At 57.4% G+C, this 15948-nt stretch carries 11 protein-coding genes; 6 read left to right on the forward strand and 5 right to left on the reverse strand.

The features are described 5' to 3' along the window. Positions 1-133: 133 nt before the first annotated feature. From N3J91_05560 to N3J91_05570, 3 genes are read left to right on the forward strand one after another with little or no spacing between them, the layout of a single operon-like run. Entirely contained in the window at positions 134-2071 is a 1938-nt protein-coding gene (locus N3J91_05560; protein ID MCX8155906.1) for a sodium:solute symporter family protein, read from the forward strand. A 31-nt stretch (positions 2072-2102) separates the two neighbouring features. After that, positions 2103-2327, forward strand: a complete 225-nt coding sequence (locus N3J91_05565) for a hypothetical protein (protein MCX8155907.1) — start codon at positions 2103-2105, stop codon at positions 2325-2327. Between the two features lie 39 nt (positions 2328-2366). After that, positions 2367-3491 carry a galactose mutarotase gene (locus N3J91_05570; protein ID MCX8155908.1) on the forward strand — a complete coding sequence of 375 codons (1125 nt, stop codon included), beginning with the start codon at positions 2367-2369 and terminating at the stop codon, positions 3489-3491. Positions 3492-3543: 52 nt separating this feature from the next. Here N3J91_05570 and N3J91_05575 read toward each other — a convergent pair whose 3' ends face one another. Then, positions 3544-4404 carry a TIM barrel protein gene (locus tag N3J91_05575; protein MCX8155909.1) on the reverse strand — a complete coding sequence of 287 codons (861 nt, stop codon included), beginning with the start codon at positions 4402-4404 and terminating at the stop codon, positions 3544-3546. A 169-nt stretch (positions 4405-4573) separates the two neighbouring features. Continuing rightward, positions 4574-5746, reverse strand: a complete 1173-nt coding sequence (locus N3J91_05580) for a DUF1080 domain-containing protein (GenBank protein ID MCX8155910.1) — start codon at positions 5744-5746, stop codon at positions 4574-4576. 113 nt (positions 5747-5859) lie between these two features. Between N3J91_05580 and N3J91_05585 the strand changes: the two genes are divergently transcribed. Continuing rightward, complete coding sequence (locus N3J91_05585) at positions 5860-6315, forward strand: hypothetical protein (protein MCX8155911.1); 456 nt, start codon at positions 5860-5862, stop codon at positions 6313-6315. Positions 6316-6391: 76 nt separating this feature from the next. Here the strand turns inward: N3J91_05585 and N3J91_05590 are convergent, their stop codons facing one another. Continuing rightward, positions 6392-6553, reverse strand: a complete 162-nt coding sequence (locus tag N3J91_05590; protein ID MCX8155912.1) for a hypothetical protein — start codon at positions 6551-6553, stop codon at positions 6392-6394. A 243-nt stretch (positions 6554-6796) separates the two neighbouring features. Here N3J91_05590 and N3J91_05595 point away from each other — a divergent pair, with 243 nt between their 5' ends. Beyond that, positions 6797-9592, forward strand: a complete 2796-nt coding sequence (locus tag N3J91_05595; GenBank protein ID MCX8155913.1) for a hypothetical protein — start codon at positions 6797-6799, stop codon at positions 9590-9592. A gap of 20 nt (positions 9593-9612) precedes the next feature. Here N3J91_05595 and N3J91_05600 read toward each other — a convergent pair whose 3' ends face one another. Both N3J91_05600 and N3J91_05605 read right to left on the reverse strand, forming a co-directional pair. Further along, on the reverse strand, positions 9613-11985 hold the full coding sequence (locus tag N3J91_05600) for a glycoside hydrolase family 127 protein (protein ID MCX8155914.1): 2373 nt from the start codon (positions 11983-11985) through the stop codon (positions 9613-9615). Positions 11986-12078: 93 nt separating this feature from the next. Next, on the reverse strand, positions 12079-12252 hold the full coding sequence (locus tag N3J91_05605) for a hypothetical protein (protein ID MCX8155915.1): 174 nt from the start codon (positions 12250-12252) through the stop codon (positions 12079-12081). Positions 12253-12444: 192 nt separating this feature from the next. On the opposite strand from N3J91_05605, the gene N3J91_05610 reads away from it, so the two are divergent. Next, positions 12445-15909, forward strand: a complete 3465-nt coding sequence (locus tag N3J91_05610) for a DUF5107 domain-containing protein (GenBank protein MCX8155916.1) — start codon at positions 12445-12447, stop codon at positions 15907-15909. Positions 15910-15948 lie beyond the last annotated feature (39 nt).

Consider the following 15948-nt stretch of genomic DNA (forward strand, 5'->3'; position numbering starts at 1 on the left):
CAAAAAGCAAAGCGCGGGCCGCGGGGTGACGGCCAATAATTTCTGGCAGGTTGGTGCGCATTTTGGTGAAAAAATTATTATAATGATGTTTGACTTTACATCCCACGCCCCGTAGTAACAATGCCCAGATTGTATGCACGACATCAATCTCGGCATCATTGATTACGCCATCCTTCTGGTCTATGTCGCGGCGGTATTGGGCATTGGCTTCGCCCTCCGCCGCTACATGAAAAGCTCGCGAGATTTCCTCATCACCGGCCGCACCATCCCCACGTGGGTCACCGGCCTGGCCTTCATCTCGGCCAACCTGGGGGCGCTGGAACTGGTGGGCATGGCCGCCAGCGGCGCCAAGTATGGCATTGCCACAAGCCACTTTTACTGGGTGGGCGCAATTCCCGCGATGGTGTTTTTGGCGGTGTTCATGATGCCGTTTTATTATGGCTCCAAGGCGCGATCCGTGCCGGAGTACCTTAAGATGCGGTTTGACGAACGCGTCCGCGCCTTGAACTCGATCTCCTTTGCGGTGATGACGTTGCTGGCCTCCGGCATCAGCATGAATGCGCTCGCCAAACTGCTCAATCAACTGCTGGGGTGGAATTACAACGTCAGCCTGTGGATTTGTTCGGTAGTGGTCATGGTGTACGTGCTCAAAGGCGGGCTGACCTCGGCCATCTACACCGAAGTGCTGCAGTTCTTCATGATTGTGCTGGGATTCGCCCCCGTGGTGTATCTGGGGCTAAAAGACGTTGGCGGCTGGGGCAGCATGACCAAATCCCTGGAGCAGGTGGCCACCCATCCCGCCGCCCTGAATCTGGGCACCAACATGAATTACAACGCCAACGCCTGGACCAGCGCCTGGGAACCGCTGCTGGCGGGGCCGGAGAAAAACCCCATGGGCGTGGACTGGTTTGCCATGGTGTTTGGTCTGGGGTTTGTGTTGAGCTTCGGCTATTGGTGCACCAACTTCCTGGTGGTGCAACGCGCCATGGCGGCAAAAAACATGACTGCAGCGCGTAACACGCCGCTGGTGGCCGCAGTGCCCAAAATGCTCTTCCCGGCGCTGGTGATTGTGCCGGGCATGATTGCGGTCGCCTTGATGTCCAATCCACAAAAAGGATACCGCATCCCCCCGCCGCCGTTGGATCAATCTGTCTATGTCAAAGCAGAAGCAGCGGTAAAAGCCGCCGCCTCACTGCCGGAGCCCGCCGCCTTTGAACAGGTGGCCAAGGCCGTGGGCAAAAAAATGGACCAAGCCAAGGTGGCCGCCCTGGTTAAGGATTATGCCGCCCAGCCACTCGCCCTGCCGGCATTCAAACAGCGCGTGGACGAGGCCATCACGGAATACGATTACGACGGCGTGATCATTTCGCTCGTAAAACGATATTGCCCCACCGGCTTGCTGGGGCTGGCGCTGACGGCCCTGCTCGCTTCATTCATGTCGGGCATGGCCGGCAACGTCACGGCGTTCAACACGGTATGGACGTATGATTTGTACCAAGCCTATATCGCCAAGGACAAAAGCGACGATCATTATCTTTGGATGGGCCGCGCGGTAACGGTAGTAGGTGTGTTGCTAAGCATAGGCACGGCCTATTTTGCCCGGATGTACAACAATGCCATGGACGTCATCCAACTGGTGTTTGGTTTTGTCAATGCGCCGTTGTTCGCCACCTTCCTGCATGGCATGTTCTGGGCCAGGGCTACCAGCACTGGCGCGTTTTGGGGGCTGTTGGGCGGCACCGCCACTTCGGCCTTGTTTCATGCTTTGACCCTGGCCAAGGACAACACCCCCGGCTTAAAGGGTGGCTATTTGCACGTGGTCCATGTCTTCCCCAGCGAAATGGCGCAGAATTTCTGGCTCGCCGCCTTTGCCTTTACGGCGTGCTTCCTGTTGACGCTCGTCTTTTCGCTGCTGAGTCGGCGCACCAAGACAGATGAGGAATTGAAGGGATTGGTCTATTCACTGACTCCGAAGATCAAGGATGAGGACCAGCCCTTCTATCTCCGGCCGGCGGTGATCGGGGTGGTGCTGCTGGCGGCCTGCGTCGTGTTGAACATCATTTTCTGGTAATGGTATTAACCCCCAAACCAAGGCATAATTTATGGGTCTGGACATTCGGTGGCCAATTGGCCTGATGTTTTTGGTGGTGGGCCTGCTCATGGTGGTGGCCGGTTTCACCGTGCCGCCCGAGCAGTTTCAGCGCTCGCTGGGCATCAACATTAATTTGTTGTGGGGCCTGGGGCTGCTGGTCTTCGGTGGCTTGATGACCTTTTTTGCCTGGCGCGGTTCCCAGAAAAACGGGCAAAACCCCCAAGGCCAAAAATAACATCATGTTTAACAACCTCTCCCATCGGAAATCCAACCTATGAAAAAAATCCTCGCTCCCCTAATGGCGCTGACGTTGGGCCTGACGGCCGCTGACGCTGGCGCAGCCAACCTGATGAAAGCAACAGTCACCAAAGCAACCTATGGACGCCTGCCGGACGGCACGGTGATTGAGGAGTACACCCTCACCAACACCAAGGGTGCCGTGTGCAAGGTCATCACGTACGGCGCCATTGTCACGGAATTGCACGTGCCGGACCGCAACGGAAAACTTGGCGATGTGGTGCTCGGTTTCGATAATTTGAAGCAATATCTGGACGGCCATCCCTACTTTGGCGCCGCCATCGGCCGCTACGCCAACCGCATCGCCAAAGGCCGATTCAAACTGGAGGGCAAGACCTACCAGTTGGCCACCAACAACGGCCCCAATCATTTGCATGGCGGCCTCAAGGGCTTCGACAAGGTGGTTTGGAAAGCGGAGATTGTGCCGAGTCTGGACGGCGCGGCGGTGAAATTCTCCTATTTAAGCAAGGATGGCGAGGAAGGCTATCCGGGCAACCTGGACGTGACGATGATTTACACGCTCACCGATATGAACGAGTTACGCTTCGAGTACGAGGCCAAAACCGACAAGACCACCATCGTCAACCTTACCAACCACAGTTACTTCAACCTTGCCGAACGGGGCGACATCCTGGGCCATGTGGTGATGATCAATGCGGATCGCTTCACGCCGGTGGACGACACGCTCATTCCGACCGGCAAGCTGGCGCCGGTCAAAAACACGCCCATGGATTTCACCAAACCCATGCCCATCGGTTCACGCATCAATCTGTTGACCAATGATCCGCGCGGTTACGACCATAACTACGTCCTCAACAGCGGCGGCAAGAAACTGGCCCTGGCCGCCACGGTGCATGAACCCAAGACCGGCCGTTTCATGGAGGTTTATACCACCGAGCCGGGGCTGCAATTTTACACGGGCAATTTCCTGGATGGCACGCTGACGGGCAAATACGGGATTGTTTATCACAAACATTACGGATTCTGCATGGAAGCCGATCATTTCCCGGATTCCCCGAATCAGCCCAAATTCCCCTCGGTGGTGCTGAAACCGGGCCAGACCTACCGGCAGACGACCGTGTACAAATTCAGCGTAAAGTAACGCCTGCAGGGCTTGAGCAACCGGCCGATCCCCCTGGATCGGCCGTTTTTTTTTACACATCACACAGGCGCACCGCCTCCCAAAGGCCCTGGTACGGATCACGGGTTGGGATGAATTCCTGGCCGACAAAGCCGGTATAGCCGATTTCAATTAAGGTGTTCATCACCGCCGCGTAATTGATTTCCTGCCGGGCATCCAGCTCGCAGCGGCCAGGGTTGCCAGCGGTGTGGACATGCCCGATGTATTCACGGTAATCCCGCAGACGCCGGATGATGTCGCCATCCATGATTTGCACATGGTACACATCAAACAGCAGCTTCAGCCGGGGTGACCCAACCCGTTTGATGATGTCAATGCAGTAGTCAGTGTGGTCCCCCTGATAGCCGGGATGCCCCTTCATGGGATCGGAGGTGTCGCGGCTGTTCAGAATCTCCAGACATAAGGTGACCCCTTTTTGTTCAGCATATCCCACAATTTTTTTCAGTCCTTCCACGCAATTCCGGGCGCCTTCGTCCGCAGGGATCTTGGGACTGTTGGGGTCATTCGGATTTTTGGCGGCATAGCCGGTAAAACAGATCACGTTGGGAAACTTGTAGGCGGCAGCGGCGTCAATGGCGTCGCGGGTGACCTGCAAAAGCTTGGGCCAGTGATCCGGATTGTTAAACCCTTTCAGGAATGGTGGATCCGGATTCATATTGATCTGGCAGATGGCACACGTCAGACCATGCCGCACGAGCACCGGATAATGCTCCGCAGCCACCAGTTCCACCGAGACACAGCCCAATTGTTTGGCCACCTGGCAGGTCTTTTCGATGTTCCATTTCTCCCCAAACATTTCAAAGCACCAATGGACGATGCTTTGCTTGAGGCGGCCTTTGACCACTGCCGGCTTCCGGGGTGACACGGCGGACATTTTACGGGAACATCCGCTCACGGCAGCAGCCCCCAGAGCTGCGATCGAGGCGGTGTGAAGAAAATTCCTGCGATTGAGAGTTTGGTTTGTTTGCTGCTTCATGCGGCTAAATTAAAATGTGCGCGCTAAAACGCAAATGAAACCGACGGCTCCCCGCCCTTTTTATCCTTCAAGGCAGAGGCCGACAGAAGAAGTTCATGAACTGGGCTGGTGCCCCTCCCTGACTCAACCCCAGATAACAGGGACTGCTTGCAGCAACGGCAAAGGGTAATGATTGACGTTGCTCTTGGTCCCCCACTCGCAGCGTGGCCTCCTTTTCTTTGATTTGCAAAGAAACGCGCTGCCAGGCGCCAGCCTTGAGCCCCACCAGGGGCAGGGACACCATCTCCCCTGCCCTGCTGCGCAGCCCGAGCTGGGTTGGGACGGGCGGGTTCTCAGCCCCTTTGGCGGGCTGGATGTCGAAAATGATCTCAGCAGCCGTAAATGGCATGGCGCACCAAAGCATGGCCGGGGCCTTGTCGGCAGGTGCGGCTTGCAGCCGTTCACCTTGCACAGACCATTGCTGGAGAACAGCGTCATTCGTCTGCCAGCCGCGAAAATCAAGATGGTTGAAAAACGACATCCACCCCAAATCCAGAGGAGCCGTTTGCTCGGCGGTGGCCTGGCCACCGGGCAATTCCCGCAGACGGACGTTGCGAAATTCCACCGGCGCCCCCTCGCTCTCCAGGGCAAGATACCCCTTGCGATAGACGCAATCGCTTCCCCCGGAGACTTCCTTGCCGTTCACCTCCAGACGAATCACACCGTTGCTGCAAGTGATGCGGTAATGATTCCACTCCGGGGAACTTTTACTGCGTTCCTCGCTGGGAAAACTGCGCATGCCGTGATGGCGTCCGAAAGGTTTCATGGTGGCTCCCCAAATGGGGAAAACGTCGCCATGCGTGGTGTACCATTCATTTTTTCCAGCCACATTGAAGCCATTATCCAACACCTGCACCTCGATGCCCTTGAGGAACGGAGCGCCCACGGCAGGCAGGGGGCTGCCCCAGATGAACACCCCTGAATTGCCGCCGGAAGTCAGATGCCGCCATTCCAGTTCGAGAACAAAATTTTCATATTGGCGGGTGGTGCGCAGCGCCCCCGTGGGTTTGCCGGTGCAATAAACTACGCCGTTGGTCATTGTCCAGGTCTCCGGCGCCCCGTTCACATTGGTCCAACCCGTAAAATCGCGGCCGTTGAACAGCGGTTGTAAATCAGGAGCAGCAGCCGGCAAGGACCAGCCACCCAGCCAAGCCCAGAAAAACAAATGCGCTGTAAGGCCAGAAATAAAACGTGCTTGCATGGTCTGATTCTAGCACATCTTGGGTAAGGCACGAGACCAAAAGCGGCACCGCCGGCACATTGGCCAAGGGATTGCCACTTGTGCCGGCGGCAGAGAGAGCTTAACGTTGCACCATGACGCTTGAGCAAGCGATTCCTTTGATTAAAGCGGCCTGCCAGCGGATGAACCAGGAATTTGGCGAGGTGTTGTTTGATGAGTGGGCGGTGGTGCGGGCGATGCGCGGTAAATTATACCTGGAACATTACGAAGGCCCGCGGCGTGAGGAGTTTATCCGACAATTTCACGCGGAAACTGCCGACTTAAAATCTGCCAGCATGGCCTACAATCGAGGACACTACGAGGTGGGCGATTTTGAATTCACGCCGGACGGCGTTGGTTCCAAGGCAGATGCCTTCCTGAAATTGGGACCGGACACCTACCTGGTGTTTGGCAACACCCGTCTGAGCATGGCGGAAATCACGCGCAACAAAAGGTGGTTGAAGGCGCAGGGCCAGTTTGCCAGCTTAAGCGAACGAGTCATCCATGACCCGCTGGCGCTAACGGGGGCTCCGCAAGGACCAGAACTCTGAGCCAGACATGCCCCATAAAACGAACAGCCCCGCCGAAGCGGGGCTGCTTTTAGAATGTGAATGTTTTTCTCTCAGGTCACTGTAATTCCTCCTCCCAATCGCCCAAGTGCAGGTATTCTTTGACCTTCCGGCGCTCGTAACGGTTTTTCTGCGCCTTTTTCGGGCGGCAGTCCGTTTTACGGAAGGGGTGCTTGGGGTTTCTGATGGTGTCGCTGATGGCATCGAGCGTCTTCATCATAGTTAGGGGTTCCTTTGAGGCGATGACACGTCCTGCCTTGAGGGGTGGGAGTAATACGGTTGGGATGGGGTCTCTCACTCCGGGCAGGTTTTGGACTATCCGTGCCATCACTGATTTGACACTCATAATTTAACGCAAGTTCAAAAAAAACGCAAATCTTCCCTTCCTTTGGGCAAGGCCATGCTCCAAGCGGGTCTTGTCTAAGGATGGACTGCCCCCGCCAAATGATGTAGAGGTGGTTCCATGAAGCACCTCCTCGCGCGCCTGAACAGCCCCCCGGGCATGGGGTTTCGAGGCCGATCCCTCGATACCCTTCGCCGCCAGTGGTTACTGATCTTGGGATTGCTCCTCCCCTGCTTGAGCCTTGCACGAGAATCGGAAGGCATGCGCACCAATTCTCTGCTATTAAACGGCCCCTGGGAATTTTTCGTTGGCCAAGGCCACGAAGGCGCAGAACAGCCAGGCAATCAAAGCAAATTCAAATGGCAACCGGTGGTGTTACCTGGCCCCTTCCTGAAGTGGAGCGCCCAGGCAGCCAATGAGACCCGCTACGTATGGGCCAGACGCACTTTCCAACTCTCCCCTGCGCAAGCCTCCCAGATGGCAATCCTGCGCTGGAACCGCATAGCGTCTGGAGCAGAGGCATTTATTAATGGCCAGAAGGTGGGAGCACATGAACCCACCGGCCCTTATCAAGTCGTAGTGCCTCCTGCCACCTTGCTTCCTGGAGAAAACCAAATCGTCCTTAAAATCCGCGGTAAAGCCGCGGTGCGAAAAAGTCGTAGCGGCTATGAACTAATCCCGGCCGGATTTGGTTCCGGCCTGCCGGAAGTTACTGACGATGTGTGGCTGGACTTTGCCCGCGGGGCTTATATGAAATGGGTGCTGGCCCTGCCAGAGGTACAGCAACAGAAGGTAACGTTCCGAGTAACGCCTGTAGGTTTTGAGGTCATGGAGGAGCTACAAATCAAAGTTCAGGTTTCCTCCTGGCCGGATGGAGGGCGGATTGGCGAAGGGATGGGGCCAGCTCGCCTGATCCCCACCACCGATCCCCTGGGTGGCGAACATGCTTACGTTCAGGTGCCGATGCCCGGTTGCCGGCCTTGGACACCCGAAGAGAGACAGCTTTATCAAGCCCGTGTCATCCTCACCCGCCACGGCGAGTTGTTAGACGAGGTTACTTTTCGCTTCGGTATGCGGGAAATCCGGGTGGAGAATGGAAACTTCCGCCTGAATGGGCGGAACCTGTGGCTGCGTGGCTCCAACCTGGTTTTTGAGTGGGACTGGGGCGACACCATAACCGGGCACACGTATGATTACCTCGTGACTGAAGCACGCGAAATGAGCATGAACTCCTTTCGCACCCATACCCGTCCTCCACCCCGGCGGTGGTGTGATATAGGGGATGAATACGGCACGCTGTTTCTCGCAGAATTCCCCGTGTTATTTAATTATCAGGATTTCAAGTTCACGCCTGAGGAATGGGAAATCTGGCACCGCAACTGTTTGCTCGATGCCGCAGGTTGGATGGCCCGGCTTTGGAATCATCCCTCGGTTATCATCTGGGTGTTGTCCAATGAATCACGCGGGGACGAAGAATGGGAGAAAGGCCCTTTTCAAAAGTTTGTGCGCACTCTGGACCCCACCCGCCCGACCATCCGCACCGGCACCAGCGGGACTGATGATAATTTCGATGTGCATGCCTGCGGCAATGTCACCGATACCGAAGAAGGCAATCTGCCGCCGGCCATCCCCGGCTGGATTCGCCAGGCCAGCCAGCGCACCCTGACCTGCACCGAATACATGAATTATTTTGGCCACCCGCGCACTCAATGGACGGGTGTGGACGACCCCGTGGCCAATGCGCTGGCCGTGGCCCAGATCGGGGCGGAGCACACCGAGGCCATGCGCCGCGCACGTTTGGACGGCATCTGGCCTTATATGTATGCCGGCTGGACACGCACGCGCCTGGCCGCACGCGTACGCGAAACCGGTAAAGGCAGCGCTGTCTGGAAAGGAGGCTTTGCAGCTCCAGAATCAGCCGCCTGGCACAGTGCGTTATCGCCAGTGCTGGCTTCGCTGGATTTGTTTAATCCCAACCATTTCACCAGCCAGGTCGTGACCAATGACTTGTATTTGATCAATGATTCCTGGAAGGACGCACGCCTGCAGTTGGATTTTCTTATGACCAGGGAGAATCCAGAGTATATCCCGGAAGCTTCCTGCCTTGAGCATCCCATCCGAACTTGGCGTAAGGAATATTTTCTGCCCGCAGACACCCTGGAAAAAGTGCCGTTTGCATGGCAGCTTCCCGAGGAGGAGGGCAGCTACTGGCTGACTGTGCGCTTGACGGGAGTCCCCGGCCGTCCAGTGCTCAGCCAGCGAATGGTGCGGGCGGTGCGTCCCCCGCTGGTGCCTGAAGCGGCACGCGGGAAAACCTTCTTCCTGCTGGGGGATGATGGCACCGGGCGCAAATACTTGCACGCAAAAGGTCTGCGGGTAATGGAAACGTGGGATAACCTGGCCCCCGCCCGCGACGCGGTGATTATTTGGAATGCCAGCCGGCTGACAGATGTCGAAAAGAACAAGGCTCCGGAGTTGTTGCAGTTTGCCGCCGCCGGAGGCCAGGTTCTGGTTTTGGGCACATCGTCATGGAATTGGCGGGAGCTGTGTGACGTCCAGTTGGGCAAGTTGCAACGGTTTTCCCGGGTTTTTGTCCACCCGGCCGTGCAGGAGCATTCCTTTGCCCAGATCAATCCCGCCTGGCTGATTCGCTGGAACGGCTATCCCGGCACGGTTGGCTTGACCCCTCTGGCAGGGCCAGGCCTGACGAATGCCATCAGGCTTTTATGGGCTCGCGAGCCTAATACCACCTTGGCGGCGGAAGTGCCGACCTCCAGGGGGAATGGCCGCCTCCTGTTTATTCAACTGGATTTGCAGCGAAGGCTCGAGCGGAGCAGTCCATTTTATGATCCCGCGGCTGAACAGATTTTTCTCCACCTTTTAGGCTGGACGACCGCTCGCGCGCAGGTTCCGTAAGCTCGCTGGTTGGCTGTGGTCTATTCGCTGCGGAGCAAACGGCAGCCAAACAGACCGCCGGCGAAATTGCCCGGATGCGCCTGGAACTTGATGGTGACTTTGGATTTGCCACGGGTCAACTCGGCAGGGATGGGATAAATCTGATCAAAAAACTTCCCCGGCTGATTGTTGAGCAGTTTCTGGGTGGCAATTTTGACATCATCCACCAGAATGTCAAAATTACGCTGCCCCATTTCGCTGCCCCAGTAGGTACACAAGAGCTCATGTTTTGTCTGGGGCTCCACTTTCATATCAAAGGCAAACCAACCTCCATCGGTGGCGTGACGCCATTTGCGACCATTAAAATCGCCCACTGCGGTGCGTTCGCCGCGCAGGTTGTGATCCCGCTCGGGTTGCATTTCGCCTACGCGCAAAACATCCACGGTGCGAGCAGCCAATTTTTGCTCACGTTCCTGTTCGGCCCGGATTTCGGCTTCGCGTTTGGCCCAATCGGCGGCTGTAAAAACGTCCAAATACACTGTATAGCGGCGGTCATGCAAACGGTGAAAGGGCGTCAATTCAATGTCTTTGGGGCGCCCCACCTGCACTGTGCGAAATCGTTGCTTAGCCAGGGAAAGCGGTTGGACCCAGTCTTTTACTGACCGCCCTCCCGTGACCAGCACCGGCACATAGAATGGCCGTGAGGCCGCAGGATCGTTAACTGGACCCAAATCAGCCGCCAGCAACACCGGCCCATAAAAAATGGCAATGCGATTGGTATTGTCCGGCATGGATTCCAGGTATAAATCCATGGGAAAGCGGACCTCCACACGATCCCCGCTGCGCCAGCGACGGCGGACTTCGACAAAGGAGGAAGGTGTTTTGCTCTCCGTATGAACCTTACCATTAACCACCACCCGCATCCCCTGCCGCGCCCAATGAGGATGCCGGAGACGAAGGGCAAATTCCTGCGGTTGAACACAGGTGAAAGTAAAGGTGGCGTTGTCACCATCCGGCCAACGGGTTTCCTGCCGCACGGCCACCCCTCGCTTTTTCCACACCAGGTCCGAGGCCAGGTAAAGGTTGACCCACAGCCCCTCCGCATCGTGGAAATAGATGGCCTCCCCATATTTCACGTGGTTCTCCATCCCGGTGCCCATGCAGCAGGTGAACCAGTCATAAAGGCGCTGGTATTCCTTGTGGTGACCGGGCAGGAGGGAAAGGTTGTAGATCACCCGTCCATCCGGATGCTGGGTGGCCCGGATGTGATTCAGCAGAGCGCGCTCGTAATAATCGGCCACTTTGGCCTCCGGCTGCCACCCAAAAACGTGCCGGGTAAGCTTGAGCATGTTATAGACATTGCAAGTTTCCGTGGTGGCCGGGCTGAGACGATCATTCAGCTTGTCCGGCGGCCCAAAGTATTCATGGTCGCAGTGGCCGCCCGTGACGTAGCTATGATGGTAAACCACGCGTTCCCAGAAAAATTGGGCCGCCGCGCGGTCCGTAGAGTCGCCCGTCAGCTCGTAACGCGTGGCCAGTCCAATGAGTTTAGGAATTTGCGTGTTGGCATGTTTGCCGGGCAGAATGTCTTCCCCCCGTGCCAGCGGTTCCAAAATGGCGCGATGATGGAATTTACGTGAAAGGGCCAGGTACCGAGGCTCGCCCGTGTCGGCGTAGAGGTCGGCAAAAGTCTCATTAATGCCGCCGTGCTCCGTGGCGAGCACGCGTTGCATCTGTTCGTCGTTCAGATTCCCATGAATTCGCTCCACATAATCGGCCAGCCCGCGCGCCACCTGTAATGCCTGCGTGTTACCGCAAAGCCGGTAGGCATCGCGCAGCCCGGCCAGTTCTTTATGCAGGGTATAGAGGGGCACCCAGCAGCCATTTAGGTCAAAGCCGGTGGATCGTATGTTGCCGGCGGCCACCTCGGAAAATACCCGCCGACCGTTGGGAATGGCGGCAACGTAGCCGTCGCCATGAGCGCGCTGGCATTCTGCCAGGTCGGCGACGATGTAATTTACCCGCTGGAGAAAACGCTGATCTCCCGTGGCGGCGTAGGCCAGGGCGCAGGCGCTCAGGTAATGCCCCAACGAATGACCGGCAATCCCCATGCGTTCCCAACCAGGATAAGGCTCTCCCCTGGGAACCAGTCCGGCCTCTTTCCGAAAACTGGCCAGAAAAAGGTCAGGCTCCAAACTGAGCAAATAGTTGACCGCAATATCCTGACCGGTTTTGAAAGGTCCGTCCAGCAAACGCACATCATGCAGGCTGAAAGGGGCCGCCTGCGGAGGGCGGGCCGGCCGCACCTTGAGCTGAAGATGGTCATGGACGGTGGTATCGCCCAGGGCACAAACGAGGCATACCGCCAGTTGAATGGCCAGAGAAGCAGGGGAAACAAGGCCGGTTGCGCGCATAATTATGTTATCAAGCAACTGATAAACGGAACGTGTAAACATTTCTTAATCTTATTAAGTAATTCTGTCAACAGGTGAATACAAACTCAATTATCAGGTTGTAAATGGTGGACGTTGCGCCAGTTTGCAAGGCGATCCAGGGATGTCGCGGCGTAACAACTTGCCGAAGGCGGTGCGGGGACAATCGAACAAGCAGTCGGCCTGGATGCCGGGTTCGTCGGCGGTGGTGACGAGCTTTTGATAGAGCCAGTCGCAGTTAGTCTTCATGCGAGAGAGTACAATTAAACACCTCCTCCTTGCGGCGGGAGTTCATCACCACGGGCTGTCCCACAAGGAGATCACCATCCCGCCAGCCTTTGCCATCACCATAATCATAATAATTCAGAGGTCTTTTTTCCCTGCACCCATGCGAAAAAAGCGAAGGCTTGTATGGGCGGGAAATCGGCATATTCTGAGCCTATGCAGCCTCCATCGCGTCGGTTTGTTGCCATCTGCACGTTCCTGATGGGAATGGTGTGGGGGATTGTGCCGTGCCTCGAAGCCGCCACCGGCCCCGTGCGGGTATGGGAAACCAACCAGGTCATTCCCACCTATTTGGCGGCTCCCCCCAGCGTTATTCCCAGGTTTTACAACGGACGTACCTACCAGGGGGCCAAGGCCACCTTTTATCCCTACCCCGTTCAGGACAAGCTCACCGACATCAAAACCAACCAAAACTACCGGCTGGTCTATTTGGAAAACGATTTCCTCCAGATCAGCGTTCTACCCGAACTCGGCGGTCGCATTTTTTCGGCGGTGGATAAAAGCAACGGGTATAACTTTTTTTATCGGCAACACGTCATCAAACCGGCCCTGATCGGGATGTTGGGGGCGTGGATCTCCGGCGGGGTGGAGTGGAACATTCCCCATCATCATCGGGCCACCAGTTTCATGCCGGTGGAACACACGACGACCCGCAACGCCGACGGCAGCATCACCCTGTGGGTGGGCGAAACCGAGATGCGACATCGGCTGCGCTGGCTGGTGGGAATGACGCTGTATCCGGACCGCGGCTATCTGGAATTGAATTGCAAAGTGTTCAACATCACGCCTTTTGCACATTCCATGCTGTTTTGGATCAATCCAGCCGTGCACGCCAACACCAATTATCAGGTGATTTTTCCACCCGCCACCGAATGGGTCACCCAGCACAGCAAGCCGGAGTTTGCGAGCTGGCCCATCGCCCGGCAATGGTATGGGGGCGTGGATTACACCGCCGGTGTGGACATTAGTTGGTGGAAAAACCACCCGTCCCCGGTCTCCTTTTTTGCCTGGAATTATGAAGACGACTGGTTTGGCGGCTACGACCACGGGCTTCAGGCGGGGGTGCTGCACGTGGCAGACCACCATATTGCCCCCGGGAAGAAGTTTTTTGAATGGGGCAACGGCCCGGAGGGTGAACGGTGGAGCCAGGTGCTGACGGACGAAGACGGCCCCTACCTTGAGCTGATGGCGGGGGCGTGGTCAGACAATCAGCCGGATTATAGTTGGATGCAGCCCGGCGAGGTGCGTGAATGGCAACATTGGTGGTATCCCATCCGGCAGATGGGCGGAGTTAAAGCCGCGACGCGCGATGTGGCGCTCAACTGGGACGCCAAGGATGGCCGGGCACGGGTATCCCTCAACACCACACGGGACTTTCTGCGGGCGCAAGTTCGCCTGGTGGGGCAGGCATCGGCGGAAAAGGAGGCCGCCCCCCTGTTTCGCACCAATATTACTCTGAAAGCAGGCCAGTCATGGACCATGAGCCTGCCGCTGGACCGTCAAATACCCCCAGCTCATTCCCTCGGGGTGGAGGTGGTGGAACTCAGCGAATTGGGACAGCCCATGGGCCGGCTGGTGGCCTACCAGGAAACGCCACCCAGGAATTCGCCCATGCCCAAACCGGTGGAGCGGCCGCGAAACCCCCGTGACTATGCCAGCGTGGATGAACTTTACTACACCGGCCAGCGTATCGAGCAACTATACAGCCCCAGTTTTGAGCCGGAGCCTTATTATCAGGAAATCTTGCGCCGGGACCCGGGCGATTACCGGGCCAACACCGCCATGGGCATTCTGATGTGCAAACAGTGGCGCTGGGCGGACGCCGAGAAATACCTGCGGACAGCGCTGGTCCGAGCCACCGCGCATTACATCCGGCCCAAAGATGGGGAGGCCGCCTATTACCTCGGCGTGGCCTTGCGCCACCAGGCCGAGGAAACGCCAGCGGCGGCTTTGCCTCAATTATCCACCACCAAGGCGGCGCTGCTCACGGAGGCCGAATCGGCATTCAGAAAAGCAGCCTGGAGTGAAGGATGGAAAGCGGCCAGTTATCTGCAACTTGCTGAAATAGCCAGTCTTCGGGGCCTCCATGAAGAAGCAGTGCAATGGTTAAACGCCCATCTGGCCCTGAATTCACGGAATGCCGCGGCACTGGCCGCCAAGGCAAGCCTGTTCAACTCGCTGGGCCGATGGCGGGAGGCTGCTACGGCAGCCGCTATGGCACGGGAAATGGACCCTTTGAATTCACATGCGGAACTGGAGGCTTATCTGGCTCAAAATCGCAAGCGCAGCGTCAGCGAGTGTGTCTCGTCCGAGGAGATGGCGAAGGTGAGGGCCATCTTTCAGCAATCCGCAGTGGAAGCGGCGGAAGTGGTGGCTTTTTATCAGCGCCACGGCCTGTCTGGCGGTGCGCTGGCACGGTGTTTAATTCTCGGCGCTCAGTTGGGCGAAGATGCCTTTGTGCCTGTCACCTTTAATTATAGCGCCATGCAGGCCCCAGCCAGTCCGGCCTTGCAGGGGGATGGCTCTGCATCAAACACCAGCCATCGCCTCGCCGGCGCCTTTGTTTATCAACACGAAGCGATTCCCGTGTTGGCCCAGTGGACCGAACAGGCCCCTAAAGATCCCATGCCGCTGTACGCGCTGGGAAACCTGCTTTACGATGCCCAGCCCGCGCGCGCGGCGGCCGCCTGGGAAAATGCCTTGCAGCGGCTGCAGGCCGCCGAGGGGGCAAATGCGAAACTGCAGGCGCTGGTCTTGCGCAATTTGGGCACGGCTTACGCTCAACAGGACAAGGACATGGCCAAAGCAGTGGCCTGCATGGAAAAGGCCGTGCAACTAAATCCACGTGAACCGCGCTTCCTGTTTGAGTTGGATGTTCTCCATGAGGCCGCGGGAATGCCGGTGAAACAACGGCTGCAATGGCTGGAACAGACGCCGGAGGTGGCGGCGCAAAGGGATGATGCACTCACGCGCTTGATCCTCCTGTACCTGGCGGATGGCCAATTTGACCGGGCGCTCCATATTCTAACCACTCACCGCTTTCATAATTGGGAAGGGAGCAGCGAAATCCGCAATATTTATGTGGAAGCCTGCTTGTTGCGGGGACGCCAACACCTGCGCGATGGACGCGCCGCTGAAGCGCTGCAGGATTTCACAAACGCGCTGGAGTTCCCAGCCAACCTGGAAGTCGGCCGGCCCAAACGCGACACCAAAGCCGCCGCGATTTATTATCACGTGGCACTGGCCCATCAAATGGCCGGCCGGGTGGAGGCGGCCCGTGATGCCCGCGGCAAGGCGGCCGGGGCCTATGATGGCGGCCAGGCCTCCGACAGCCGCTTTTATCGCGCCATGGCCATGCAAGAGCTGGGGCGTGAGACTGAAGCCCGGCCGTTATTGGAAAGTCTCGTGAAACACGGCCAGGAGTTGCAGACCCGCGAGCCGGCGGATTATTTCGCCAAATTTGGTGAGCGCCGCCCGGAACGCGTGCGTCTAGCTGATGCGCATTATCTCACCGGCCTGGGTTACCTGGGGTTGGGGCAAACTGCCGCGGCAAAAGCCGCCCTACAAAAGGCCCTCGAATTGCATCCCGCGCATTTGGGGGCCTCCCTGCACCTGCGCTGAAGCTTTCGGTCATTGCCAACGGCGACGCCTTGGGCCAAA

The organism is Verrucomicrobiia bacterium (genome assembly GCA_026414565.1).
GTDB lineage: Bacteria > Verrucomicrobiota > Verrucomicrobiia > Limisphaerales > Fontisphaeraceae > Fontisphaera.